We start from the raw sequence: 25209 nt of genomic DNA, 5'->3' as shown, positions 1-25209 counted from the left end.
GATAGCGCCTTGTTCCGTTCAGTCAGCCCGGGTTTTGCGTCTCTCTCATCGTGCATTGTCACCATCTGCAGCGAGTGAATCATGAGCGAATCGGTTTTTGAGATCCACGACTGGACCCTGAGCGTTGACGACAACATGCTGTGTCGCCCCGACCGCGAGGTCTACCTCGAACCCAGACTGGTCAACCTGTTGCGGTTTCTGGCCCATAATGCCGGCACTGTGTTTGGCCGCGATGCCTTGATCAACGAGGTGTGGGATGGCGCCGAGGTGACCGATCAGGTGGTGACCCAGTCCATCTTCGAACTGCGCAAGATCCTCAAAGATGGTCGCACCGATGCGACCGACTATATCGTCACCGTGCCCAAGCGCGGCTACAAGCTGGTGGCACCGGTAAGGCCGCTGCAGGTGGTTTCCGTGGTGATGGCGGACGAGCAGCCCGCTCCTGCGGTCAATACCGCTCTCTCCGACAACCCGACGCTCTCCGATCTGAGCCCACCCGTGGCTGAGCAGGATGATGATGCACAGCCCAATGTCGCCCCTTTTCCCGCCGGGCCCCTGACCCGCGCCATCTCCACCCATGCCAAGGATGCCCGCAGCCGCTGGAAGATGGTGAGTTTCGATATCTTCGTTGCCATCGTGCTGATCGCCATTGTCAGCATGCTCAGCTACCAGCACACCAGCCCCCAGGTGCATGCCATGCTGGATCCCAATCTGCTGGTGTTCCGCTTCCACTCCGGCATGGATGACAACAACGAGAACGTGCGCCTCGCCGATGGCATTACCCGAGCCCTGATGGGGGAGGTGGCCGTGGCGACGCCGCTGCGGGTGCAGTACGGTGCTACCACTCTGATGGGGGGCATCATGCCCGGCAAGGAGCTGAGTGTGCGGGTCACCCGCCAGCCCCGTGGCACCTATCTCGATCTGGAGTATCGCAATATCAATACCAACCGGGTGCTGTTCAGCCATCAGTACCAGCTCAGTCGCCACAGTGTGCACGGTGTGTTGCAGGCCAGCAGCCAGGATCTGCTGCGTGCCCTCGACCAACCCGATGCCGAGCCGGGGATGGGCTGGCCGACCGATGATGCCTCCCTGATGGCGATGATGGAGGCGCAGTACTACATCAACAGCCGGGATCCGGTGGCCCTCAAGCGGGGCATCGATCTGCTGGAGCAGGCGCTGATTGCCCATCCGGATCAGCCGCTGCTGTTGGCGGAGCGCTATTTGGCGGGCGAGGCGCTGGCCACCCTGGCGGGCAAATCCGAGAGCGAGCGGCTGCAGGGGATTGGCACTCATCTCGCCAGCGTGGTGCAAAACAGCGGCGCCCTGCCAGCCCGGGTGTGGGAGGCGTTGACCCTGCAGGCGATCCTCAACGGTCAGCAACAGCAGGCCAACTATCTGCTGGAGAAGGCGGCGAGTCGCGGCCGCTCGGTGCTCTACTACATACTGCAGGGCAAGCTGGCGGAGCTGGACGGCCGCCCCGAGGCGGCGGGGGATGCCTACAGTCAGGCCTTCCTGATGGAGGCGACCGAGCAGACCTATCTGCTCTGCCAGCAGCTCGGTTTCTACAGCAATATGGAGAGCCTCACCCCGGCTCTGTTCAATGCGCTGGGCCAGAGCAAGGTAAAGCTCTTCTAACTCCGCAGTGTTGGGTTTTCCCCGGTCGGCGCGGTTGCCGACCCCATCCACAGGCTGCCTTCGGGCGGCCTGTGTGGTTTCTGCTTGTTTCAATCCTGCTTGTTTGCCACCGGGGATAATCGCTCTGGTACGGCCCGATTTATCCCCCGCAGCTCCCCACTATCCCCACTTGCCTTTGTCTTACACGCGGCATTCTGCCCGGCTTCACGCCGCGCGCAGCTTGTGACATCTGCTCGTTGTTGGCGGCGGGATAAGCTGTCTGTCTCGACCTATTTCTCATTGCTGACCGGTTATCGCCGTTGCGCTTTACCTCTGAGCCTGGATTGTGATGAGCCGAGCTGAGGGGAGAACAGGAGGTGAGCGGCCACTCAGGGTGATGATCAGCAGGGCGTTCGAATGGTTACAAGGGGAGTAGGCGCAATGGGAGCCGCTTTATCCCGGGTTTATCTGGCCAAAAATATCAAGACGGCGAGATAAGGGGGTTATCAAGGGGAAAAATTGGGCGGAGGGATATCAAGGTTTTATCAAGACGGCTGTGTGATGTGATGTCAATTGACTGTTTTTAAATGGTTTTCATCAAAAATACTGAGGCGGCGAAAAAAGTTGCCTCATATTTTTATCCGTTAGCTGGTCTTTATGTTTTCCGGGGATGAGAGGCCTAGTCTGTGCCCATTCTTTGGCGGGGCGTTCCGCCAAATGTGTATGTGACGACCCGACCTTTTATAGAACCGGAGATCTTATGTCCCTAGATACGAGCAAGAAGATTGGCCTTATCGCCTGTACAGGTGTGGTGGCCGGCAACATGATGGGGAGTGGCATCGCGCTGCTGCCTTCGGCACTGGCTACCATCGGCTCCATCTCTGTCTTTAGCTGGGCAATCTGTCTGGTAGGCGCCATGGGCCTCGCCTTTGTCTTCGCCCGCCTTGCTACCAAGAACCCGCAAGAGGGTGGCCCCATTGCTTACGCTGGCGAGATCTCTCCGGTGTTCGGTTTCCAGACCGGTGTGCTTTATTACCACGCCAACTGGATCGGTAACCTGGCCATCGCCATTACCGGCGTCTCCTACCTCTCGGTCTTCTTCCCCATTCTCAACAGCCCAATTCCGGCCGCCGCAGCCACCATCGCTGCCGTCTGGATCTTCACCTTCGTCAACCTGCTTGGCGGTAGTTGGGTGAGCCGACTCTGTACCCTGGGTCTGGTGCTGATCCTGCTGCCGGTTGTCGGTACTGCGGTGATGGGCTGGGGTCATTTTGATGCCACCGTCTACAGCCAGAACTGGAACACTACCAGTGGCAGCGACCTGCATGCGGTCATCAGCGCCGTGCTGATCTGCCTCTGGTCCTTCGTCGGTGTTGAATCTGCCGCCGTCTCTTCCGGCATGGTGAAGAACCCCAAGCGCACCGTACCGCTCGCCACCATGCTGGGTACCGGTATCGCCGGTGTTATCTACATCCTCTCTACCCAGGTGATCAGCGGCATGTTCCCAGCCGGTGAAGTGGCAGCCTCCGGCGCCCCGTTTGCCATGGCCTCTTCCGCCATCTTCGGTAGCTGGTCTGCGCCGTTTGTCTCTGCCTTCACCGCCCTGGCCTGCTTCACCTCGCTGGGCTCCTGGATGATGCTGGTGGGCGAGGCGGGCAAGCGTGCCGCCAACGACGGCAACTTCCCGAAAATCTACGGTGAAGTGGACAAGAACGGCGTGGCCAAGAAGGGTCTGATCCTGGGCTCCCTGAAGATGACTGCCCTGATGGTTGGCCTGACCGCCTTCACCTCCCAGTCCGCCCACGCTGCCGATCTCTTCAACGTGCTGACCACAGATGCGGTGCTGCTGACCATGCTGCCCTACTTCTACTCCAGCATTAACCTGATCCGCTTCGAGGGCATGACCTCCCGCAGCATCGGCGCCATGATCTTCTCCGGTGTGGCCTGCGTCTTCTGTCTGGTAGCCCTGATGGGTGCCAAGGGTTCCAACCTCACAGCTACCTTCGTGGTGTCGCTCATCATCCTGATGTTCTACGCCAAAAAACTGGGTCTGCGTCAGCACGATGCCCTGCTGAACGAACAACCCAGCAACTGATTTCCCCTTTTATCTTCCGAGCGCTCTTCACTCACCATTCCTGATGGAGAGCGCCCCTTTACGTGTGGAGCATTACGATGAATATCATTGCCATCCTCAACCACCTGGGCGTTTTCTTTAAAGAAGAACCCATTCGCCAGCTGCAAGCCTCCCTCGAGCGCAAGGGTTTCGAGGTTGTTTATCCGGTCGACGTCGCCGACCTGCTGAAACTGATCGAGAAGAACCCGCGCGTTTGCGGCGCCATCTTCGACTGGGACAAATACTCCCTGGGTCTGTGCAAGGAGATCCACGATCGCAACGAGAAGCTGCCGATCTTCGCCTTCGCCAACGACCAGTCCACCCTGGATATTCACCTGACCGACCTGCGTCTGAACGTGCACTTCTTCGAGTACCGTCTCGGCATGGCTGACGACATCGCCCTCAAGATGGGTCAGGCCACTCAGGAGTATCAGGACGCCATCCTGCCGCCGTTCACCAAGGCACTGTTCAAGTACGTGGAAGAGGGTAAATACACCTTCTGTACTCCGGGTCACATGGGTGGTACCGCCTTCCAGATGAGCCCGGCCGGCAGCATCTTCTATGACTTCTACGGCCCGAACGCGTTCAAGGCTGACGTCTCCATCTCCATGCCGGAGCTGGGCTCCCTGCTGGATCACTCAGGTCCGCACAAGGAAGCCGAAGAGTACATCGCCCGTACCTTCAACGCCGATCGCTCCTATATCGTTACCAACGGCACCTCCACTGCCAACAAGATCGTCGGCATGTACTCCGCGCCGGCCGGCAGCACAGTGCTGGTTGACCGTAACTGCCACAAGTCGCTCACTCACCTGATGATGATGAACGACGTGACGCCGATCTACTTCCGTCCGACCCGCAACGCCTACGGCATTCTGGGTGGTATCCCGCAGAGCGAATTCAGCCGCGACACCATCGCTGCCAAGGTTGCCGCGACACCGGGTGCCCAGGCTCCCCGTTACGCCGTCGTCACCAACTCTACCTATGATGGCCTGCTCTACAACACCGGCTTCATCAAGGAGGCGCTGGATACTCCTTACATCCACTTCGACAGTGCCTGGGTGCCTTACACCAACTTCAGCCCGATCTATGAAGGCAAGTGCGGCATGAGCGGCGAAGCCATGCCGGGCAAGGTGTTCTACGAAACCCAGTCCACCCACAAGCTGCTGGCGGCCTTCTCCCAGGCCTCGATGATCCACATCAAGGGTGACGTGGAGGAAGAGACCTTCAACGAAGCCTTCATGATGCACACCTCCACCTCGCCGCAGTACGGCATCGTGGCCTCTACCGAGATCTCCGCTGCCATGATGCGTGGCAACACCGGCAAGCGTCTGATCAAGGACTCCATCGATCGCGCCATCTCCTTCCGCAAAGAGATCAAGCGTCTGCGTGATCAGAGCGAAGGCTGGTTCTTCGACGTATGGCAGCCGGACAACATCGACACCGTCGAGTGCTGGAAGCTGGATCCGAAAGATGACTGGCACGGCTTCAAGGACATCGATGACAACCACATGTACCTGGATCCGATCAAGGTTACCCTGCTGACCCCGGGTATGGGTCGTGATGGTAAGCTGCTGGAGAAGGGCATCCCTGCCTCTCTGGTCTCCAAGTTCCTGGACGAGCGCGGCATCGTGGTCGAGAAGACCGGCCCTTACAACATGCTGTTCCTCTTCTCCATCGGTATCGATCAGTCCAAGGCGATGCAGTTGCTGCGTGCCCTGACCGAGTTCAAGCGTGGCTACGATCTGAACCTGACCATCAAGAACATACTGCCGAGCCTCTATCGTGAAGACCCGAGCTTCTACGAAGGGATGCGCATTCAGGAGCTGGCCCAGAGCATCCATGATCTGACCTGCAAATATCGTCTGCCGGAGCTGATGTTCAAGGCGTTCGACGTGCTGCCGGAGATGAAGATGACCCCGCATGCTGCATGGCAGCAAGAGCTGGCGGGCAATCTGGAAGAGGTGCCGTTGCGTGACATGGTTGACCGCATCAGCGCCAACATGATCCTGCCGTACCCGCCGGGAGTTCCGTTGGTACTGCCGGGCGAGATGGTGACCCAGGATTCTCTGCCGGTGCTCGAGTTCCTCGAGATGCTGTGCGAGATCGGTGCCCACTACCCGGGCTTCGAGACCGACATCCACGGCCTCTATCGTCAGGCCGATGGCAGCTACACCGTCAAGGTGCTGCGTTAATCGACAGTGACAACAGTCGAAAGTGACAACAACGGGCCGCAAGGCCCGTTTTTCCCTCCGGAATTCCTGTTCTTATTGCGTGAGTCGCCAACCATGAAGCGAGTGCTCTCCATTCAATCCCACGTAGTCTTTGGCTGTGCCGGCAACAGCGCCGCCGTTTTTCCCATGCGTCGCCTCGGGATCGAGGTGTGGCCGATGAACACGGTGCAGTTCTCCAACCACACCCAATACAGCGAAGGCTGGCAGGGGATGGTGATGCCCGGCGGCCATATCCGTCAGCTGGTGAACGGGCTGGCGGAGATCGGCGTGCTGGCCCAGTGCGATGCGCTGCTGAGTGGCTACCTCGGCTCGGCCGAACAGGGGGAGGAGATCCTGGCTGCAGTGGCCAGGCTCAAGGCGCTCAATCCGGCCGCCCTCTATTTTTGTGACCCCGTGATGGGTCACCCCGACAAGGGGTGCATAGTGGCACCCGGCGTCGCCGATTTTCTGAAAAACCGGGCACTAGCCTGCGCCGATATGCTGGCCCCCAATCTGCTGGAGCTGGAACAGCTCACCGGCCGCGATATCCGCAATGTGCCGGAGGCCATCGAAGCGTGCCAGCAGCTGCGCGCGCAAGGGGTCAAGCTGGTGATGGTCAAGCATCTGGGCAAGGCCGGCTTTGCCATGGACCGCTTCGAGATGTTGCTGGTGTGCGAGGAGGGGACTTTTCACCTCTCCCGCCCGCTCTACCCTTTTGCCCGCCACCCCATCGGGGTGGGGGATCTGCTGAGCGCCACCATGCTGGCCAATCTGCTGGCGGGTTGTACCCCGGTAGCGGCGTTCGAACTTACCAACGCCAGCGTGGATGCGGTACTGGCCCGGACCTGGCTGGCGGGGGCTTACGAGCTGCAACTGGTGGCTGCCCAGCACGAGATGGCGCTGCCGCAGGTCTCCATCCGGGCGACCCGCCTCTGAGCTGGTTACGCCAACAGCAGAAACAACAAAGCCCTGATCATCAGGGCTTTTTATATTTCAGATTCGGGGAGAGGGCTTAGTCTTGCGGGCTTTTGAGCGCCTTGACCACATCCTCTTTGGGCTCCAGCTCCTTGACTTGATTGAAGATCTCCAGCTCCCCTTGCGGACTGACGGTGTAGGCATCGGCATCCTGATAGCTGCCGCTGCCAGCGCTCTCGATGATGACCACCAGCTCGGGCTGCTTGTCGCCATTCAAATCGACCAGTTTCAGCTCCCGGATAAAGCCGTTACGAGACATCACCTTGCCATCCTGAAACTCATCCAGTGGAAATTGGGCGTTCTGGCCCGAATAGAGCCGCACATCATAGCTGCCGATGGAGGCGGGTTCACCCACCCCCTGCGCCACCCGGATCACCTGCCCGGAGGGGAGGGTCAGTTGCTTGCTAAATCCCTCTTCGGCTTGTGCCGCCAGCGGCAGGGTCAGCAGCCCTGCCATCATCAATGCTCTGTTCATCTTGCAACCTCTTGCTGTCTCTTGAGTGCGGGCTTCCGGGGGGCCCGCTGTGATGCTGTTACCAGATCTTCACCCGCTTCTGGGGCGGCAGATAGAGCTTGTCCCCCGGCTGGATGTTGAATGCCTCGTAGAAGGCGGGAATATTCGGCACCACACCGTTAACCCGGTACTCGGGCGGCGAGTGGGGGTCGGAGCGCAGCAGCATCTGCATCAGCTCGGGGCGATACATCCCCTTCCACACCTGCGCCCAGCCGAGGAAGAAGCGCTGCTCGCCGGTGAAGCCGTCCAACACCGGCGCCTCCTTGCCATCGAGCGACAGCTCGTAGGCTTTGTGGGCGATGGTGAGGCCGCCCAGATCGCCGATGTTCTCCCCCAGGGTAAACTGGCCGTTGACGAACTGGCCGTTGATGGGCTCGAAGCGGTTGTACTGGGCCACCAGACGGCTGGTGCGGAAGCGGAACTCCTTGAGATCCTGCGGTGTCCACCAGTCGCGCATCATGCCGTCGCCGTCGGATTTGGCCCCCTGATCATCAAAACCGTGGCCCATCTCGTGGCCAATGACCCCGCCGATGGCGCCGTAGTTGACCGCATCATCCGCCGTCATGTCGAAGAAGGGGGGCTGCAAGATGGCCGCCGGGAAGACGATCTCGTTGTTGCTCGGGTTGTAGTAGGCGTTCACCGTTTGCGGCGACATGTGCCATTCGTCCCGGTCGACCGGCTTGCCGAGGCGCGCCAGACTATCTGCGTATTCAAAGGCTTGCGAGCGTTGCAGGTTGCCCACCAGATCATCCGGTTTGATGGCGATGGCGCTGTAATCCTTCCACTTGTCGGGGTAGCCGATCTTGGGGCGGAACTTGGCCAGCTTCTCGAGTGCCTGCGCCTTGGTCTCGGGCGACATCCAGTCGAGCTCCTTGATGCTCTGGCCGTAGGCAGTGCGCAGGTTCTCCACCAGCTGCTCCATCCGCTCCTTGGCCGCTGGCGGGAAGTAGCGGGCCACATAGAGCTGGCCGACCGCTTCACCCAGATGATCGTTCAGCACCCCGAGTGCCCGCTCCCAGCTGGCGCGTTGCTTGGGCGTGCCGCTCAATGTGGTGCCGTAGAAGGCGAAGTTGGCCCGGTCGGTCTCGCTGTCGAGATAGGGGGCGTAGTCGGTCAGCAGTTGCCACTTGAGGTAGGCCTGCCAGTCGGCGATGGGGGTCTGGGCCATCACCTGATCCAGCGCGCTCAGATAGGTCGGCTGACCGATGATCAGCTCCGGCTGGCCAGCAATGCCCGCGGCATTGAGATAAGCCTGCCAGTCGAGATGGGGGGCGAGCCGTGCCAGTTCGCTGGCGGGGCGCTTGTTGTAGTTCTTCTCCCGATCCCTCAGGGCGACGTTGTCCCACTGGATGGTGGCTAGCCGGGTTTCGAGGGCCAGAATCCGCTTGGCCTTGCCACTCGGGTCAGATTCCCCGAGGCGGCTCAGCATGGCGGCGATATGCTGCTGGTACTTCTGGCGCAGGGCCTGACTCTCGGGATCCTGCTTAAGGTAGTAGTCCCGATCCGGCAGCCCCAATCCACCTTGATAGAGGTAGACCGCATAGCGGTCGGGGGACTTGGCATCGGCGTCGATCCAGATGCCAAACGGCGCGCCGCCGCCCATGCGGCCCGACTGGGCAAAGGCACGGGCCAGTGCGGCCTGATCACCGATCCGATCGATGTCGGCCAGCGCCGGTGCCAGCGGGGTGAGCCCCTTGGCGTCACGGCCTGCTTGATCCAGATAGCTGGCGTAGAGATCGCGGATCTGCTGGGTCGGCGTGCCGGTGGCGGCCTCCTGCTTGGCCAGCCCCTCTACCAGCACCCGCACATCGGCGAGGGATTTGTCCCGCAGCATGTAGAAGGCGCCATCGGCGGGGCGATCGTCGGGGATCTTGGCGGTGGCGAGCCACTTGCCATTGACGTAGCGGAAGAAGTCATCGCCGGGTTTGACCTGGGTGTCCATATTGGCCAGCGCCAGCCCGGAGTGTTTGGGGGAGTCTTGCGGTGCCTGACTGCAGCCAGCCAGCAGTACCAGTCCAATCAGGCCGGCCAGTAAGCTTTTCTTATTGTTCATCTTGTTTGATTCCAATTCGGGTTGTTTGCTTCCCTGCCCATCTTCCTTGCTCCAACCGGTTGTGCGACCGCCTTGTGGCCAGCCTGGTGGAGAGGGCGGGCGAGCCTCACTCTAGCAGCAGGGTTGCAGCTTGATAAGCCCGACTCTGCTAAGATCGGCCGGTCCGTTTTGGGGAAGCCTATGATTTCTCATCTTTATTCTCGCTTTTGTCTGACTATGCCAGCGCCGGAAGGTTCCACCGGTCTGCTGGTGGCCTTCAGTGGCGGCCTCGACTCCACCCTGCTGCTGGTGCTGGCGGCCCAGTATGCCCGCGAGCATGGCCTGCCAGTTCGTGCCCTGCACGTGCACCACGGCCTCAGTCCCCATGCCGATGAGTGGGTCGCTCATTGTGAAGCCGTGTGTCAGCAATTGGCGGTGGAGCTGCTGATCGAGCGGGTGACTCTGGCCCGTGGCAATGGCGAGAGTCTGGAGGCGCAGGCCCGCACAGCCCGTTACCAGCGGCTGACCGCCCGGATGCGGGAGGGGGAGTGGCTGCTCACCGCTCACCATCAGGACGATCAGCTGGAGACCCTGCTGCTGGCCCTCAAGCGCGGCGCCGGTCTGCGCGGTCTGGCGGGGATCCTGCCAAGCCAGCCCTTTGCCGGTGGCCTGTTGCTGCGCCCGCTGCTCGATATGAGTCGTGCCGAGCTGGCCGAGGCGGCGGCGAGCCTCCCCTTTGGCTGGGTGGAGGATGAGAGCAATCAGGACGTGAGTTATGACCGCAACTTTTTGCGCCAGACGCTTATCCCCCAGCTCAAGGCGCGCTGGCCCGCCATGGCCCAGACCGCTGCGCGCAGCATGGCCCTGTGCGCCGAGCAGGAGGCGCTGCTGGATGAGCTGGCCGAGAGCGACTGGCAGCTGGCGGGTGAGGGGGAGGCGCTCCATATCGGCCCGCTGCACGCCCTTTCACCCACCCGGCGCAACAACCTGCTGCGCTACTGGATCCGCCGTCAGGGGGGGAGATGCCATCCCGTGAGCAGCTTGCCCGGCTCTGGCAGGAGGTAGCGCGGGCGCGCGGCGATGCCAATCCCCAGCTCAACTGGGGGCGCCAGAGCTGCCGCCGTTTTCAGGAGCGACTCTATCTGGTGAGCCCTGACCTGCAACCTTGCCATCAGGTATTGCCGCTGACCGTGGGTGAGCCGCTGCCCCTGCCGGACGGGTTGGGCGAGCTGGTGGTGCGCATGGCGGAGCACGGCGAGGATCTGCTTCGTTCCCCCCGAGCGGACGAGCCCCTTTCGGTGCGCTTTCAGGTGGCGCCCGGGATCCCCCTCAAACCGGTGGGGCGAAGCGGCAGTCGGCGGATGAAGAAGCTGCTGCAAGAGTATGGTGTTCCCTCGTGGCAACGGGGACGCATTCCCATCCTCTACTATGGCGAGCAGGTGGCGGCGGTGGTGGGGCTCTTTGTTTGCGACGGTTTTATGGCACAGAGTGCCGGGCTGGTCTGTCACTGGCAGGGAAGCGGTGCCGCCCCGGTTTTGCCCGAGCAGGATCTTGCCTGAGGTGATCGGTGTGAGCGGGGACCCCAAAAAAAGAAGCTCCGGTCATATGGCGCGCATGTGCCGGAGCAAAGAAGAGTTCGGGATTATTCGTTAGAGCTGGCCTTGCCTGCTTTTTTGCGGGCGTAGAGGTGGCTGTCGGCCGCCTCGTAGAGGCTCGGCACATCGACCCCGGATTGCCAGCTGGCGGCGCCAAGACTGCATCCGACCGAGAAGGTGCTGAGCTCCTTGTTGGTCATCAACATGTGCTGCAGTCGCAGCCAGACCGGGCGCCACGCCTCGGGTTCGGCCGGTTGCAGCAGCAGGGCAAATTCATCTCCCCCGAGCCGGAAGGCTTGATCCGTGCTGCGGATGCACCCCTTGAGCAACTGGGCGAAGCGGCTCAGCACCAGATCCCCCACCGGATGACCCCAGGTGTCATTGATCTGCTTGAAGCGATCGAGATCCAGCAGCACCAGCACCAGACCATGTGGCTCGCGGCTGTGCTGCTCGATGGCGCGACCGATAGCCTCGTCAAAGTAGGAGCGGTTGCCAAGGCCGGTCAGGTGATCGAGCCGGACCAGCTGATCCAGTTTTTCCAGCCGCAGATAGAGGGGCAGCAGCAGGCAGAGCAGCTGATGGTATTGCATCAGTACCCGTTGCTGGCTGCCGCTCAGCGGATGTTCCAGCTCGTAGTGAAGCTGGCCGAGCAGCTGGCCATGCTGACCGCGCAGCTCGAACGGATAGTTGTGCGGGTTGAGGGTGGCTAGCGGCGGGTGCTGGATCAGCACATGGGGCTGGCCACAATCGAGGTAGAGACCGTGGATCCTGACAATTCTTGCCGCACGATCGGCAAAAGTTGTCAGCAGACCGCCGAGATCGCTCTGCCCCAACAACTGCTCGAGCAACTGGTTGCGTTCAACGCTGGGCAACGGCGTGAGCCGCTCCATCTGGCGAACCCACTGCTCGATGCCATGGCTAAAGCCATTAAGTGACGACGTATTTTCCATGGTCTTCCACCTGTAACACCTGACTACTGTCTCCTCCCTGCAATTGGCATGCCCAATATATCTTTCCTGCCCGCCAGATCGGCTGACTAAGCTTAAGTCGATAAAAGGAGAGGAAAATTTGTACACCGACCTGTTGATCCTGCTGTTCGCCGCCGTCCTGCTGGTGGCAACTTTCCGGCGCCTCGGCTTGCCGGTCATCCTCGCCTACCTGATTGCCGGCGTCTTGCTCGGCCCCCACGGGCTGGCGGTGATCACCGGTCAGTCGATCATGCAGACCATTGCCGAGCTGGGGATCGTCTTTCTGATGTTCTCGCTGGGGTTGGAGTTCTCCCTGCCGAAATTGCTGGCGATGCGGCGATTGGTGTTGGGGGTGGGGATGTTGCAGGTGCTGCTCACGTCACTGCTTTTCTTCGCCATCGGCTGGTGGTGGGGGCTGGGTCTGGCCCAGTCGCTGGTGGTGGCGGGAACGTTGGCACTCTCCTCGACGGCTGTGGTGATCAAGCAGCTCGGCGAGCAGAAGCAGCTCCATACCCGCCGCGCCCAACTGGGGGTGAGCGTGCTGCTGTTTCAGGATCTGGCGGTGGTGCCCCTGCTGGTGATGATCCCGATCCTCGCCCAGCCGGAAGTGCAGGGCAGCGCCCTGGCCGCCGAGATCGCCTGGGCCACTCTCAAGGGGCTGTTTGCTCTCTTCACCCTGCTGGCGGTGGGTAAGTGGTTGCTGCCACTGCTGTTTCACGAGGTGGCGCGAGCCCGCTCCGACGAGTTGTTCGTGCTGAGTGCCCTGCTGGTGGCGCTGCTGGCTGCCTACATGACCCATTCACTCGGGTTGTCGATGGCGCTGGGGGCGTTTCTGGCGGGGATGATGCTGGGGGAGTCCCACTACCGTCATCAGCTTGAGGTAGACATCAAGCCCTTTCGCGACGTGCTGATGGGGCTCTTCTTTATCACCATCGGCATGGCCATGGAGTGGGAGCTGGTGGCGCGGGCATGGTGGCAGGTACTGATCTGCGTGGTGCTGCTGGTGCTGTGCAAATCCCTGCTGGTGCTGCTGGCTGGGCGGCTGATGGGTGAGCGAAAGCGCGACAGCATGGCCGCCGGTATCATGCTCAGTCAGGTGGGGGAGTTCGGCTTCGTGCTGCTGGCGCTGGCATTGCACCACGGCCTGCTGGATCAGCAGCTGGTCTCCCTGCTTATTGGCATCGGCATTATCTCCATCGCCATGACCCCCTGGCTGGTGACCCAGGCCCATTCGCTGGCCCGCAGCCTCACCGATCCGGCGTTGCTGACCCGCTCCGAAGTCGCCCAGTCGGGCCTGAGCAAAAACCAGCATGTCATCATCGCCGGGTTTGGCCGGGCCGGGCAGACCTGTGCCCGCTTTCTCAAGCTCGAGGAGATCCCCTTTCTGGCCCTAGACCTCGACCCCGAGCGGGTGAGCGAGGCCAAGCTGGCGGGGGAGCAGGTGGCCTTCGGCGATGCCAGCCGCCGCGATATTCTGCTGGCCGCCGGGCTGCTGCGGGCGCGGCTGGTGATCATCACCTTCGATGATCGCAAGCGGGTGGAGGCGATGCTGGCACTGATCCGCGAACTGGCGGGGGATCTCAAGGTGCTGGTGCGTACCCGGGATGACAGTTTTCTGGAGCAGTACAAGCAGGCGGGGGCCTTCGAGGTGATCCCCGAATCCCAGGAGGGGGCCCTGATGCTGGTCTCCCACCTGCTGCTCAATTGCGATATCCCCATCGGTCGGGTGATCCGCCGGATGGAGCTGGAGCGCAGCAGCCAGTATCGCTTCCTGCACGGCTTTTACTGGGGGGATCAGAGCGCCAGCAATCTGGAAGCGGATCAGCTGCTCGAACGCCTCCATCCGCTGTTGCTGCACGATCAGGCGTGGGCGGTAGGCCATGAAGTGCGCGAGTTGCCGCTCGATGAGGTGCGGATCAAGGAGGTGCAGCGCGGGGATCAGAGTCTGGAACCCAGACCCGAGCTGGTGCTGGCGGCTGGCGATCGGCTGATCCTGTTTGGTACCGTGGTGGCGATGGAGCAGGCGGAGCAGCGTTTGCTGGAGGGGCGCTGAGTCCCCTCGCACTCATCGGCAGCGCCCTTTACTCCCGCTCTTTTGGCAGCCCTTCGATATCGAGGAAGGCGGTGACCCGCTCCCGCTCCCTCAGAGTGTCCTGATAGCCCAGCTTGATCAGCTGCTGACAATAACCCGGATAGAACATCAAAAAGCTGGCCAGACTGCTGGTCTCATCCCCCTTCACACCCAGCACCCGCAACAGGCGGCGCAACTTTAGTGGCAGTTTGCGCAGGTAGGCTAGTGCGATGGTGTCGAGATCCTGACTCGGTTTCAGCACACAGGTCTCCACCCGTTTCAGCTTGAGGCGATTGCGTTCCCGCTCCGGGATCAGATCCAGGGTCTGGTTGATGCGCCACAGCCGCTCCAGATCGGAGTTGAGGGTGTCGGTAAAGACCGTATCGAGCAGATGGCTGGCAATATTGGAGCTGGTGAGATGGCCGTGATGATGGGTCGGCGCCGAGTGCGCTGGCGGATCCAGGGTGATCAGCAGGATCCGCTCTGCACCCAGATGGATGGCGGGGCTGAGCGGGCTCAGCTGGTGGATGGAACCGTCGCCGTAGAACTTCTCGCCGATCCGGGTGGCCGGAAAGACGAAGGGGAGCGCCGAGGAGGCGAGCAGGTGCTCCGATGTAAGCACAGTGCGCACCCCGCGCCGTCTGGCCCGCTCCCACGGATGGTGGTCGGCCCGCCCTTGAAAGAAGGTGGTGGATAGGCCGTCATCGTAATCCGACGCCGTGATGGCCAGCGCCTCCAGACTGCCGTAGAGGATGTTGTCATCGATGCGGTGATAGTCGATGAGTTGATCCAGCAGGCGGTGCAGCGGCGCGTTGTCGAAGAGGTGAAAGGCGTGGTTGGTGTGGGGATTGATCAGCCCTGCCGACCCTTCGTACATCAACCGCCACAGCAGGCGCCCCGGGTGAAAATCGAAGATGTGGTGAGTCTCGAAGCGGCGCCAGACCCACTCCAGCTTGCGCACCCCCAGATGGAAGCAGGAGGCGTAGCAGGCCAGTGCGGTGACATTGATAGCCCCCGCCGAGGTGCCACACAGGATGGGAAAAGGGATGCCGAGATTGCGCGGGTAGAGCTCCGCAATCGCCTTGAGGGCGCCGACCTGATAGGCGGCGCGAGCACCGCCACCGGTGAGCAACAACGCTGTATTGGGTCTGGCCATATGCTGGCGCCTTATCGTGTTCTGACAAGAATGTTCCCACTGACAAATTAACTATAAGGCGCTGTATCAAATATAAAAACGGGCGCTTGCCCGTTTTTTTCATGACCCCATGTCAAAGGGCGCGGTGAGGATTTTCCGGTCGAGCCAGCTGATCGAAGGCGGCGAATACCGGGGCGCTGGCGAGGATGCGACCGTGGCCCAGTCCCCGGGTGCTCACCAGCCGGGTATGACCATCCTGACTGGCCCGCAAGGAATCGCCGTGCGGAGCAAATCTGTCCTCCTCGTCGTGCACGATCATTGCCGCGCCGCTGCGACTGGCGAGGCGACCCAGCGGATCAACCGTGCTCAAGGGGTGCTGGTACTCTTGCTCAATCTCCTTGACCACCGCATCGAACAACCGGATGGAGTAGCCGGAGCGTGCCACCATGCCGTAGAGCTGGGGCACATAGTCGAGCACCGGCGAAATCAACAGCAGCGGCAGGGTATCGATACCCGCCTGACGGCTGGAGAGGGTGACGGCGCCTCCCATGCTGTGGGCGATGACCCCGTGCAGCGGGCCTGCTTCGCTGGCCAGCTTGGTCGCCAGCTCGTCGAAGGCGCGCACGAAACGGGGTAGGTGGCCAGTGTTGCCCGCGCTCTGGCCGTGGGCCGGATGATCGTAGGCAACGGCGGTGAAACCCTGCGCGGCGATATGGCTCATCAGCGGATAGAACTGGCTGGCGCTGCCGGACCAGCCGTGCATCAGCAGCCACAGCGGCCCCTGACCTAGCCGATAGCTCATCAATACCCCTTCGCTGGTATGGACGGCCTGCTTCACCAGACCGGCAGGTTCGTGGCCATTCCGCTGGTTGCGCTGGGGGGTGAGCAGCAACTTGCTGGCGGTACGTTTGGCATGGGTGGGGGCGAGTCTGTGGTGCAACCGGGTGCCGATCCCCAGCAGCCATTTGCTCGGGCTGAAGCGGCGGGTGTTGAAGTAGATCTTGCTGCTCATGGTCATCCTGTGGTTTTTATGTGCGAACGGTCGTGCTTTTTTGTTGGTTTTTAAAAATTAGTGTTGAACGGATGCCAAAACATCAGCGCCAGCTGCTCAGCAGAGCGTCCACTTCGGGCCAGAAGTGGCGGGCCGGATCCTGACACAGTTCGAGATCGTTGAACACCTGATCCGCCAGATAGAGGCCATAGAGGCGATAAACGGCGCGCCAGGGATCCATCTCCTGTCGCCACTCGCCTGCGGCCTGACCCTGCACCACCTGACGGGCCAGATAGTCGAGCCAGAAGCGCACCAGTTGCCGAGCGGCTTGTTGTACAGGGCTCTCTTGCTCATGGCCATCCTGCACCGAGGTCCAGGCGTCGAGGAACATGCAGCGTCCGGCGAAGCAGTGGTTCCAAGCCTGCCAGGCCCGCAGAAGGGCGATCAGCTTGTCGTGCTGGCTCTGGTGCTCCTGCTGGCGTACCGGCTGGATCACCCGCAGCCGGAAGACCTCGGCGGCGTACTCCAGCACGGCGATCTGCAGATTGTCGCGGGATTGAAAGTGGGCAAACAGGCCGCTTTGGACATTTCGCAGGCGCTGGCCAGCGAGCCGATGGTCAGGCTCTCCAGCCCTTGCTGGCTCGCCTGCTCAAAGGCAGTCTGCAAAATGTTTTCCCGGGTCAGGCGCCCCTTGCTCATCACTCTCTCCTCGTTGGCGCTGGCAGCATAAAGTACGATCGTGCTAATTGTCGAGCAACAAATAGCCAGCATGGCTGGCTATGTCGTCTCGCGCGTGTCACTGCGCGCGGGGTTCAGCTCTCCTTGATATCGAGCTGTTGCAGGGCGATAACCGCCTGAGTGCGGTTCTTGACCCCGAGCTTGCGGAAAATGGCGGTGATATGCGCCTTGATGGTGGCTTCGGAGACGTTGAGCTCCCAGGCGATCTGTTTGTTGAGGCTGCCGTCGCGCAGCATGATCAGCACCTTGTACTGCTGGGGGGTGAGGCTGGCCAGCTTGCTGGCGAAATCGGGGCCATCTTCCGATTCGGGATGGAGCGAGATGCCTTCCGGCACCCAGTTATCCCCCCCGATCACCGTATTGAGGGCGTTGACCAGCTCCTTCATCGGTACCGATTTGGGAATAAAGCCGAGCGCCCCAAGCCGCAACACCTGTTGGATGATGGCCGCATCTTCCGAGGCGGAGACCACCACGATGGGCAGGTCGGGATACTGGCCGCGCAGGTGGGCCAGCCCCTCGAAGCCATTGGCCCCCGGCATCTTGAGATCGAGCAGCAGCAGGTCAACCTCGGGGTGCTCGCCGAGCAGGCTGGTCAGGCTGTCGATGGAGTCCGCTTCCAGCAATTGAGCGTCGTTGATGGCCATGTGCACCGCTTGGTAAAGGGCGCCCCGAAACAGGGGGTGGTCATCTGCGATGACGATGGTAAATTGGCTGTCCATATTTCGGTTAATGGCTCACATTGTTGCTAACTGATTGTTTTGAAAAATCAAACTAGCATCGCTCACCAAGAGGGTCAAACCCGCCGGTGCGCAAATGTGAAGCGACCATCGGATGTTTTGCCATCAAGGGCAGATCGGCCGGTCGCTGGCAACTCATGCAGGAGGCAACAGATGGGATCCTTGGTATTGGCGGTGGGCACCGGCTCCACCTGGGCAATGCGGGCGGCACTGGTGCTCGCCATGAGCGGGCTGACATGGCAGGAGCAGGTGTTCGATCTGGAGGATGCCAAGTCGCTGGCGCGGCTCAAGCGGCTGGCACCGGCCGGTCTGGTGCCCTGGCTCGAACACGATGGCGTGCGGGTTCACGACTCGCTGGCCATCGCCGAATATGTTCACGAGCTCTGTCCCGACCGCCAGCTCTATCCTGTTTCGCTGGCCGAGCGGGCGCTGGCTCGCAGCCTCTGCGCCGAGTTGCACGCGGGATTTCGGCAGATCCGCTCTCTGCTCCCCTTCTTTCTTGGGGCGCCAACCCGTATCGATCCCCCGGTGGAGGCGGTCGGTGAGCTGGCCCGTTTGCAGGAGATCTGGTCGCAGACGCGGGGCCCCTTCTACTTTGGCGAGGCGGGCATTGTCGATGCCTTCTATGCGGTGATGGCCTACCGGCTGGCCAGCTACGGCATCCTGTTGCCCGGTCAGGCCGGAACCTATCAGCAGGCGCTGCTGGCCTGGCCCCTGTGGCAAGAGATGTTGGTCAAAGCTCGCCTGCAGTGGCCGGTGGCAGCGCGCCAGTCACAGTGAACCGTGGCAGATAGATAAACGAGAGAGGGGAGCCAGTGGCTCCCCTCTCTGCTGCTGGTGAATGTGGCTCAAGTGTTACTTCTGCCGGCCGGCAAAGACCACCACCACCTTGTCATCCCCCTTCTCCCGCACAAAGGCGTAGGGGGCATCCGAGAGTTTTTGGTGGCTGCCTGCCGCAATGGCCGGATGGGCGGCGCGGAACTGGCCCAGTTGCTGCCAGTGCTTGACCAGCTCGGCCTTGTCTCCGCTGGCCAGCTCCTGCCAGTTCATGTCCGAGCGCAGCGCCTGATCGAACACCCCGCCATCTTTGGCGAGCCCCCGGCCGGACTCGTCGCCGTAGTAGAGCTGGATGCCGCCCGGCAGCAGCATAAAGCTGTTGGCGACCCGGCGCTGTAGCGGCACATCCTGATAGTCTCCAAAGAACAGCTTGGTGTCGTGGGAGCTGATGTAGCTCAACACGTTGAACTCGGGATCCTGATTGATGCGGCTGGCGTAGCTGGCATAGGTGGGCTCGGCGCTGGCCATGCACTGGGCCTGGGGCAGGGCGAACTCGCGCTGATAGTCGAAGTTGATCAGGGAGTCGAAACCGTTCTGATACCAGAAATCCTTGGCCACCCCGTGATCCCACACCTCACCCACCATGTAGAAGGGCAGATCGTCGAGGGCCTTGCTCGGGTTGTTGGTCTTCCACTCCTTGAGTGCAGCGGTGCCCGCCTGCTTGAGCTTGGCCCACACTTCGGGCTCCAAATGCTTGACGGTGTCGGCGCGGAAGCCGTCGATACCAAAGCGGCGCACCCAGTCGGTGTGCCAGGCGATGAGATAGTCACTCACGGTAGCATCGGGCAGCGCCTTGGCGAGGGTGTCTTTTTTCGCGGCCAGCAACGGCGGCAGCCCTACCGGTTTGGTCGATTCGGTCAGAAAGTCCGGCAGCCCCGCCACCGAGCCGGTGACATCGTCGGTGCCGGGCTGCGGGTAGCCGGGCAGACCGGCGCGCACCCAGTCACCGCTCCACCACTTGTTCCACGCGGATGATTGATAGTTGATGAACTGGTTGTAGCCATGCCAGTTGAGGCCGCCGCTCGGTCGCCACTGGTTCCAGACGGTCGGCAGTTTGCCGCTGTTCTGGGTCAGTTCGGTGAGCCCCAGATCTTGCAGATCGGCGAGGGTGGCATAACCGGCGTGGTTCATCACCACGTCGAGGATGATCCGCATGCCGCGTTTGTGGGCCTCATCCACCAGGGTTTTCAGACTATCTTCATCGCCGTAGTTGGGGTCAATCTTGGTGAAGTCGAGCGCCCAGTAGCCGTGGTAGGCGTAGAAGGGGAAGTTGCCCTGCTCGCCGCCACCAATGAAGCCGTGAACCTGCTCCACCATGGGGGTGATCCAGATGGCGTTCATGCCGAGGCTCTTGATGTAGTCGAGCTTCTCGGTCAGCCCCTTGAAGTCACCGCCATGCCAGGTGGCTACCTCATCCTGACCATCCTTCTGGCGGCCGAAGCTGTGGTCGTTGGCGGTGTCGCCGTTGTTGAAGCGGTCGGTCAGCAGAAAATAGACGCTCGCCTGATCCCAGCTGAACGGTGCTGGCTTGGCTGCCTTGACCGGCTCGAGCAGCAGCAGGCCGCCGCTCTCTTTGCTCGGGGTCAGGGTCAGCTTGCCCTGTTTGACCACTGCCTCCTGTTTCGAGTAGGCATCCCGCAGTCGGGTGCCGTCGGGCCAGACCCCTTTGAGCGACACCGTGACCGGGCCGCCATCCCAGTTGATGCAGGGCTCTTGTGGTGGCTGGCGTTTGAATTCGCTCTTCTTGGTCGCCCGCAACACCTTGAGGCTCGGGGTATCCGGGTTGAAGCTGAACTGATACTCCCCCGCCAGCATCACCCGCAGGGTAAAGCTCTGCTCCTTGCTGCATTTGTCCATCGGCTGGGCGGTGCCGAAGAGGAGTGGCTTGCTCTCGCTCGGGCCAAAGCTGGTGCCGCAACTGTTGTCTGCGTCGCTGATGCGGATCTGGTGGCTCCCCTTGGCAAGAGGGTGAGTCAGCTCCACCGTGCCCTTGTCCAGCGCGATCGGTGCCGCTACCGGTTGACCATCCACATAGAGGCGAACCTCGGGGGCGGCCATCGCCTGTTGGGTGAACAGAGGGGCGGCCAGCAGGGCGAGCCAGAGAGGGGATAAGTAATGAGCACGACGCATAAGCCATTCCTTGAGCAAGGCAGTTCGGACAAGGGCCCATTCTAGGAGCAGCAAAGCGCGCCTTGGATCAGCAAAACGCCGATTTGTGACATCAGTTCAAATGGTTACGTTTTCAAGACGAGGAAAGTGTGACGGAGAGGAGAGGGACGATCTGTCGATAAAAATAGCGGCCATAAAAAAATGCCGGTCAGGTGACCGGCATTTGGTGTGTCAGGCATCGTCGTCACATCAGACGGTGAAGAACTTGAAGTTGACGAAGGCCACCGCGATGAAGGAGGCAACCATGCCGCTGATGCAGAGCACTGCTGGGCGGATAGCGGGCCAGCGATGGGTCAGCAGAATGATGGCCAGCAGGGTCGGGTAGAGCCCGAACATATAGCGCGGCATGGCGTTGAGGCCGGTCATCAGCGGGATGGTGCAGCAGATAAACATCAGGGTCGCTTCCGCCCAGCGCTTCTGGCTGAACAGGTAACCGTTCAGGCACCAGCCGAAGATCACCATGATGGAGAGGTAAGCCTTGCGGCCGCCCAGCTCGAAACCGCTCAGCCACCAGTCCAGCGGGCTGTCCATGTAGCGACCCCAGGCCACCTGAATGTGCTTGAAGGCAAAGGCATCACCGGTCAGGTGATAGAGGTAGACCATGTAGGCAAACAGGCCAAACGGGATCATCCAGAGGGTGAACACCACCTTGAAGGCGCGCTCGGTGAAGCGGAAAAATTCCCGCCAGCCGTAGGCTTGCAGCGCCAGGATCAGCACCGGGAAGACCATCATTACCCCCAGGTTGCGGGTGGCGGAGATACAGACCCCCAGCACGGCCACCATCAACCACTGCTCCCGATAGGCGAACAGGAACATCCCCAGCATCAGCGCCATAAAGGTCGACTCGGTATAACCGGAGACGAAGTAGGCGGAGAAGGGGGAGAAGGCGAGCAGCCAGACGCCGAAGCGGGCGGTATCGTCCCCCAGCTTGAGCTGACGCAACACCAGCAGCATCAGCGGCAGGCTGGCGAAGAAGGAGATATTGGTAACAATGATGAGGCCGATCAGGCTCTCGACATTGAACAGGTTGGAGATGGCACCGGAGACCATCGGGTAGAGCGGCATAAAGGCCCAGTTGGCCGCATTGCCCTTGCTCAGCCAGCGCGGGTAGAGGTCGTAGCCGTTTTCGATGATGCGCTGGAACCAGACGCAGTCGAACTGACAATAGGCCTGCAGCGGGCCGATGTCGGGGGAGCCATAGAGCTGGACCCCGAAGTAGCCCATACCATACAGCGCCACCCGGCTCAGCATGAAGGCGGCGATGATCATCAGCCAGTCACGACCGCTGATGCGCAGTGACGGGCGATAGGGGAGTGCAGCCCCGGTGAGCGGGGCAGTATTGGTCATATCATTCATCAGGCAAAAACCCAGACGCGAGAGAGAACGTAAGTGAGGACGGTAACGGTCAGGGTGGCGATGACCACCGGCAGCAGACCGGAGAGCCCCGCAAACAGCAGGCCGCTCAGGATCAGGTTACGCACCGCCAGCGAGAAGAGGGCAACCAGCAGAAACTTGCTGGCGGCTCCCTGCTTCTGGAAGGTGATGTAGCGGTGACCAAAGAAGGAGAACCAGAACGCGATGGCAAAAGCCAACGTGGTAACCAGGTGCTCCGAGATGGTGGGCCAGGTATGAAACAGTGCGATGGAGGTGCCAAGGTCGACGAGGGTAGCTCCCCCGCCGACAAAACCGAAACGTACCAGCCGCCAGAATTCCTCGCGGGAGATCATTGAGGCGCTTGCTCCTGCTGCTCTTGCTGGTTGCTGTCAGCGCTCTGCGGTTTGGCCGCATCCTGCTTGGCATACTGGCCATAGACCCCTTCAATGAGGTAGACCGGGCGCTGTTTCACTTCCACGAACATGCGGCCGATGTACTCGCCTATGATGCCGAGCGACAGCAGCTGGATACCGCCGAGGAACAGCACTACGGACATCAGGGAGGCGTAACCGGGCACGTCGATGCCGAAGAAGATCACCTGGGTGATGATTTTCAGGATATAGAGGAAGGCAACCAGCGAGACGCTGACCCCCACATAGCTCCAGACCCGCAGCGGCCAGCTGGAGAAGCTGAGCAGACCGTCGAGGGCGAAGTTCCACAGTTTCCAGTAGTTGAACTTGGTTTCACCGGCGTGACGGGCAGGGCGCTCGTAGGGGACGCCAACGGCACGGAAACCGGCCCAGGCAAACAGACCCTTCATGAAGCGGTTGCGCTCCGGCAGCAGCTTGATCGCCTCGACCACGCGACGGTCGATCAGGCGGAAGTCACCGGCGTTCTCCGGCAGCTTGGTGCTGGTGGAGAGGGCGTTGAAGAAGCGGTAGAAGCCACCGGCAGTCAGGCGCTTCATCGGGGTATCGGCACTGCGATCGACGCGGATGCCGTAGACGGTGTCATAGTCACCGGTCTGCCACAGTTTGACGAACTCCAGGATCAGGGCGGGCGGGTCTTGCAGATCCACGTCCATCGGCACGATGGCATCCCCTTTGGCCTGATGCAGACCGGCGGTCAGAGCCGCCTCTTTACCGAAGTTGCGTGCCAGGTTGACGAGGGTCACGCGCGGGTCACGGGCGATGGCCTGCTCGACCACTTCACGGGTGCGGTCACGGCTGCCATCGTTGACGAATACAATTTCAAGCTGGTCTTTCAGCGGGGCCAGTTCGTTGTCTATCGCGTTGATGAAGGCATCGATGCTCTCTTCCTCGTTGTAAACGGGAACGACCAGAGAGAGTCGAAAATCTGGATGCGACATAAGAACGTCCTTATTTGGGATAGTTGTTTTTATAAAATGGTATTCGGGGCAAGGATCACTGGGCTACGGTCAAACGTACCGACTGCACATTGATGGGAGTAGGTGCCGAGAGCGCCAGAAAATTGGGGCGCTTGGGATCTGCCGTGAGCGAGTCACCGGGCAGACTGAGGCGGATTTCGTTGATGCCCGCTTTGGCCATTTTCACCGTGGTGGTGAAGTCGTGACCCAGCGCCACTTTCAACAGAGCGCCAGCTTCCGGGCTGTTGATGCGGGCCTGTACGGTAAGCTGATCCGGATTGGCCGCCTGCTTGGGCAGCACAAAGTAGAGACCGCCCTGACCGCTGAGCAGGGTACCTTCGTCGCTCGGCTTCTTGGCCCAACCTTCGCTGGAGAGGAAGCGGCTTGGCTTGGTCAGATTGAGCTCGTTACCCAGCTGATAGGTCATGCTGGAGTTGTGTTCCCAGAAGCGGGTCTTGCCTTCCAGATAATAGAGTTTGTAGGCCAGGCTCACGTTGGGGTGAGCAGCCAGATAGAGGGTGTAAAGATAAAAACCGCTTAACGCCAGAATGGCAGTCAAAAAACCGAACTTTTTGTACGTCATATCACTCTCTATGCCTGACAGAATGGGTAGGCCGATGTCGCGCATATGCTAATCCAATTGCAAAAAAAGCATAGTGGATCACAAAAAAATATTTGGTCACATATTAACCCCTTTTTACCCCTGTTCCAAACGTTGCTGTTTCCCGGTTAAACAGGTCTGGCGGGGTGCAGGTTGCCAATGGTGCTCCGGCAGGACAATTGGCAAATAGAAGCGCTTTGCTGCGTCATTTTCTAGCGGATGCGATAGTCATCTGGCTTCTATCGCCATTTTGCAGGGGGCGATTTATGATGACTCACTTATTCGTCAAGGATGACATATGAAGTGGCTCTCTTGCTGTCTGTTGCTTGGATTATGGGCGCCAATGGCATTGGCCAGGGCCCTGTGTCCCGAGCCCATTCAGGTCGGTTACGATAACTGGCCCCCCTACCATTATTACGAAGCCGACTCACCGCAAGAGGTGCGCGGTTATGCCGCCGAGGTGCTGACGGCTGTGCTCACTTCCATGCACTGCAAGGTCAACTATGTGGAGCTGCCCTGGAAGCGGGTACTGCACGAAATGGAGCATGGCGAGATAGACATGGCGATGGAGGCGAATATCAATGATGAGCGCGCTCGTTATGCCTGGTTTTCCGACTCCTACAACCCGGGGCGCACCTTGCTGTGGATCCGCAAGGGCAGCCACTATCCCGAGCAGGATCTGGCGAGCTGGCTGGCCAATGGTTACTCCCTCGGCGTCACCAAAGAGTACTTCTATGGCGATGAAGTGATGTCGCTGCTCGCTCGCTATGCCAAACAGGTGAGTGCGGTGAGCGACCAGCAAAATTTTGAGAAGCTGGCCCGCGGGCGGATCGACGGTTTCCTCGGTGACATGTTGGCTACCCCCAGCGCCCTTAACAAGGAGGGGATGAGCGGTCTGTTCACCAGTCACCCCATGGTGGTATCTGAATCGCCGAGCTTCTTTATGTTGGGCAAGCGCAGCTTTTCGCCGCAGTTCTTGCAACAATTCAATCAGGCGTTGGCGCGGTTCAAGGAGACAGATGCGTATGACATTATCTGGCAGCGTTATGCCCCCGGGCGCTAGCAAAGTATTGGCCGTTCACGCATCATGAGCGGCCTGAGCATCGGGTCTGCTTGTCAGGCCCGACAGAGTGAACAAACCGTTTTGA

The 25209-nt window shown here is 60.8% G+C and carries 18 protein-coding genes and 2 pseudogenes; 8 read left to right on the top strand and 12 right to left on the bottom strand.

The genetic code is table 11. The features are described from left to right. The first annotated feature begins 81 nt into the window (after nt 1-81). The 4 genes from cadC (at nt 82) to pdxY (ending at nt 6873) form a co-directional block, all read left to right on the top strand. Complete coding sequence (gene cadC, locus ACTG2W_RS07615; RefSeq protein WP_021229174.1) at nt 82-1635, top strand: lysine decarboxylation/transport transcriptional activator CadC; 1554 nt, start codon at nt 82-84, stop codon at nt 1633-1635. Nucleotides 1636-2374: 739 nt separating this feature from the next. Further along, the gene (gene cadB, locus ACTG2W_RS07610; RefSeq protein ID WP_100646560.1) at nt 2375-3709 is read left to right on the top strand and encodes a cadaverine/lysine antiporter; all 1335 of its coding nucleotides are present in this window, start codon (nt 2375-2377) and stop codon (nt 3707-3709) included. A 77-nt stretch (nt 3710-3786) separates the two neighbouring features. Further along, nucleotides 3787-5919, top strand: a complete 2133-nt coding sequence (locus ACTG2W_RS07605; protein ID WP_106842406.1) for a lysine decarboxylase CadA — start codon at nt 3787-3789, stop codon at nt 5917-5919. A 93-nt stretch (nt 5920-6012) separates the two neighbouring features. After that, complete coding sequence (gene pdxY / locus ACTG2W_RS07600; protein WP_106842407.1) at nt 6013-6873, top strand: pyridoxal kinase PdxY; 861 nt, start codon at nt 6013-6015, stop codon at nt 6871-6873. A 76-nt stretch (nt 6874-6949) separates the two neighbouring features. Here pdxY and ACTG2W_RS07595 read toward each other — a convergent pair whose 3' ends face one another. Both ACTG2W_RS07595 and ACTG2W_RS07590 read right to left on the bottom strand, forming a co-directional pair. Beyond that, nucleotides 6950-7387 carry a PliI family lysozyme inhibitor of I-type lysozyme gene (locus ACTG2W_RS07595; protein ID WP_106842408.1) on the bottom strand — a complete coding sequence of 146 codons (438 nt, stop codon included), beginning with the start codon at nt 7385-7387 and terminating at the stop codon, nt 6950-6952. Between the two features lie 58 nt (nt 7388-7445). Continuing rightward, nucleotides 7446-9479 carry a M13 family metallopeptidase gene (locus ACTG2W_RS07590; RefSeq protein WP_181281550.1) on the bottom strand — a complete coding sequence of 678 codons (2034 nt, stop codon included), beginning with the start codon at nt 9477-9479 and terminating at the stop codon, nt 7446-7448. A 180-nt stretch (nt 9480-9659) separates the two neighbouring features. On the opposite strand from ACTG2W_RS07590, the pseudogene tilS reads away from it, so the two are divergent. Continuing rightward, nucleotides 9660-11017, top strand: a pseudogene (gene tilS, locus ACTG2W_RS07585) (tRNA lysidine(34) synthetase TilS). 83 nt (nt 11018-11100) lie between these two features. On the opposite strand, the gene ACTG2W_RS07580 reads toward tilS, so the two are convergent. Further along, a complete protein-coding gene (locus ACTG2W_RS07580) occupies nt 11101-12003 on the bottom strand; it encodes a GGDEF domain-containing protein (RefSeq protein ID WP_106842411.1) in 903 nt (300 codons plus the stop codon). A gap of 118 nt (nt 12004-12121) precedes the next feature. On the opposite strand from ACTG2W_RS07580, the gene ACTG2W_RS07575 reads away from it, so the two are divergent. Beyond that, nucleotides 12122-14074: a monovalent cation:proton antiporter family protein gene (locus ACTG2W_RS07575; protein WP_181281551.1), complete on the top strand. Its 1953-nt coding sequence runs from the start codon at nt 12122-12124 to the stop codon at nt 14072-14074. A 28-nt stretch (nt 14075-14102) separates the two neighbouring features. On the opposite strand, the gene ACTG2W_RS07570 is transcribed toward ACTG2W_RS07575, so the two are convergent. The 4 genes and pseudogenes from ACTG2W_RS07570 to ACTG2W_RS07555 all read right to left on the bottom strand — a co-directional run bounded on the left by ACTG2W_RS07570 (nt 14103) and on the right by ACTG2W_RS07555 (nt 17675). Next, nucleotides 14103-15248 carry a patatin-like phospholipase family protein gene (locus ACTG2W_RS07570; protein ID WP_100654300.1) on the bottom strand — a complete coding sequence of 382 codons (1146 nt, stop codon included), beginning with the start codon at nt 15246-15248 and terminating at the stop codon, nt 14103-14105. A 112-nt stretch (nt 15249-15360) separates the two neighbouring features. Continuing rightward, nucleotides 15361-16239 carry an alpha/beta hydrolase gene (locus ACTG2W_RS07565; RefSeq protein WP_106842412.1) on the bottom strand — a complete coding sequence of 293 codons (879 nt, stop codon included), beginning with the start codon at nt 16237-16239 and terminating at the stop codon, nt 15361-15363. Nucleotides 16240-16321: 82 nt separating this feature from the next. After that, a pseudogene (locus ACTG2W_RS07560) lies at nt 16322-16917 on the bottom strand (TetR/AcrR family transcriptional regulator). A gap of 113 nt (nt 16918-17030) precedes the next feature. Then, nucleotides 17031-17675, bottom strand: a complete 645-nt coding sequence (locus tag ACTG2W_RS07555; protein WP_005338467.1) for a response regulator — start codon at nt 17673-17675, stop codon at nt 17031-17033. 171 nt (nt 17676-17846) lie between these two features. Between ACTG2W_RS07555 and ACTG2W_RS07550 the strand changes: the two genes are divergently transcribed. Further along, a complete protein-coding gene (locus tag ACTG2W_RS07550) occupies nt 17847-18473 on the top strand; it encodes a glutathione S-transferase (protein ID WP_106842414.1) in 627 nt (208 codons plus the stop codon). Nucleotides 18474-18548: 75 nt separating this feature from the next. Here ACTG2W_RS07550 and ACTG2W_RS07545 read toward each other — a convergent pair whose 3' ends face one another. The 5 genes from ACTG2W_RS07545 to ACTG2W_RS07525 all read right to left on the bottom strand — a co-directional run bounded on the left by ACTG2W_RS07545 (nt 18549) and on the right by ACTG2W_RS07525 (nt 24043). Beyond that, entirely contained in the window at nt 18549-20660 is a 2112-nt protein-coding gene (locus ACTG2W_RS07545; protein WP_106842415.1) for an alpha-amylase, read from the bottom strand. A 228-nt stretch (nt 20661-20888) separates the two neighbouring features. Further along, entirely contained in the window at nt 20889-22055 is a 1167-nt protein-coding gene (locus ACTG2W_RS07540; RefSeq protein ID WP_005338464.1) for a hypothetical protein, read from the bottom strand. Then, on the bottom strand, nt 22055-22426 hold the full coding sequence (locus ACTG2W_RS07535) for a GtrA family protein (RefSeq protein ID WP_005338463.1): 372 nt from the start codon (nt 22424-22426) through the stop codon (nt 22055-22057). The genes ACTG2W_RS07540 and ACTG2W_RS07535 overlap by 1 nt, the downstream gene beginning before the upstream one ends. Next, nucleotides 22423-23442, bottom strand: coding sequence for a glycosyltransferase family 2 protein (locus ACTG2W_RS07530; protein WP_088869916.1), 1020 nt, complete (start codon nt 23440-23442; stop codon nt 22423-22425). The genes ACTG2W_RS07535 and ACTG2W_RS07530 overlap by 4 nt, the downstream gene beginning before the upstream one ends. 55 nt (nt 23443-23497) lie before the next feature. Then, nucleotides 23498-24043 carry a hypothetical protein gene (locus tag ACTG2W_RS07525; RefSeq protein ID WP_106842416.1) on the bottom strand — a complete coding sequence of 182 codons (546 nt, stop codon included), beginning with the start codon at nt 24041-24043 and terminating at the stop codon, nt 23498-23500. Nucleotides 24044-24359: 316 nt separating this feature from the next. Between ACTG2W_RS07525 and ACTG2W_RS07520 the strand changes: the two genes are divergently transcribed. After that, on the top strand, nt 24360-25124 hold the full coding sequence (locus ACTG2W_RS07520) for a substrate-binding periplasmic protein (protein WP_106842417.1): 765 nt from the start codon (nt 24360-24362) through the stop codon (nt 25122-25124). Nucleotides 25125-25209 lie beyond the last annotated feature (85 nt).

Origin of the sequence: Aeromonas sp. 96A (genome assembly GCF_051919165.1) — a bacterium.
Lineage (GTDB): Bacteria > Pseudomonadota > Gammaproteobacteria > Enterobacterales > Aeromonadaceae > Aeromonas > Aeromonas veronii.
The sequence above is the reverse complement of the archived record's forward strand: the minus strand, read 5'-3'. Positions and strand labels throughout refer to the sequence as shown.